This is a genomic window from Arthrobacter sp. Y3223164 (genome assembly GCF_059091005.1).
In genome coordinates this window covers 1-729 of the sequence record NZ_JBNHGF010000730.1, presented here as the reverse complement: position 1 = coordinate 729, position 729 = coordinate 1, and the positions used below count along the sequence as shown (strand labels likewise).

General features: G+C 72.8%; 1 pseudogene. It reads left to right on the top strand.

Annotation, left to right across the window (positions count from 1 at the left end):
• Positions 1 to 729: pseudogene (locus tag AC5RUJ_RS17665) on the top strand (hypothetical protein); the annotation flags it as partial.

Below are 729 nucleotides of genomic sequence, written 5' to 3'. Positions count from 1 at the left end.
GGCGTCCCTGGCCGGGCTGCTCCACCGGACGGCCAGCGCGGACCGCGCCGGGGACGGCACCGTGGAGGTGCTCGAAGTATCCGCCCTCGGCGGCCAAAAGCTGTGGGTCGTCGCGATGCCGGGCACCCAAGCCGCGGGCTCGGCCGAGGCAACCGCCAACCCGTTCGATGAGACCGGCATCGCCGAAGCGGTCACCGGCAGGAGCGCGTTCGTCTCGGCCGCCGTGTCGCAGGCCCTCGGGGAAGCCGGGGCCGACGCAGAGGATTTGGTGATGCTGGTCGGATACAGCCAGGGCGGCATCCACGCCATGAACCTTGCCGCCGATCCCGCCTTCCTGGCCAACCACAACGTGGGCTTCGTCCTGACGGCCGGCTCGCCGGTGGCCGGCATCAACCCCGGCCCTGGCGTCCGGAGCGTTCACCTGGAGCACGCCCAAGACTGGGTGCCGGGCACCGACGCCAGGCCGAATCCGGACCGGCGCGAACGGGTCACCGTGACCCTGACCGATCCCGCGGCCACCCCTGCAGGTGAGGGCGCCGGGCTGGGACCCGGGCATGACCTCGGGAACTACGTGCGGGCAGCCCGCAACATCGACGCGAGCCCGGATCCGTCGGTGCGCGAGGCGACAGCATTCCTCGGCGCTGCGCTCGCCGGCGCCACCGCCAGGCAGCATCTGTTCACCCTGCGCCGGTCGCAGCCCGACGGGTCAAGGCCTTCCCGCCCCGCCAT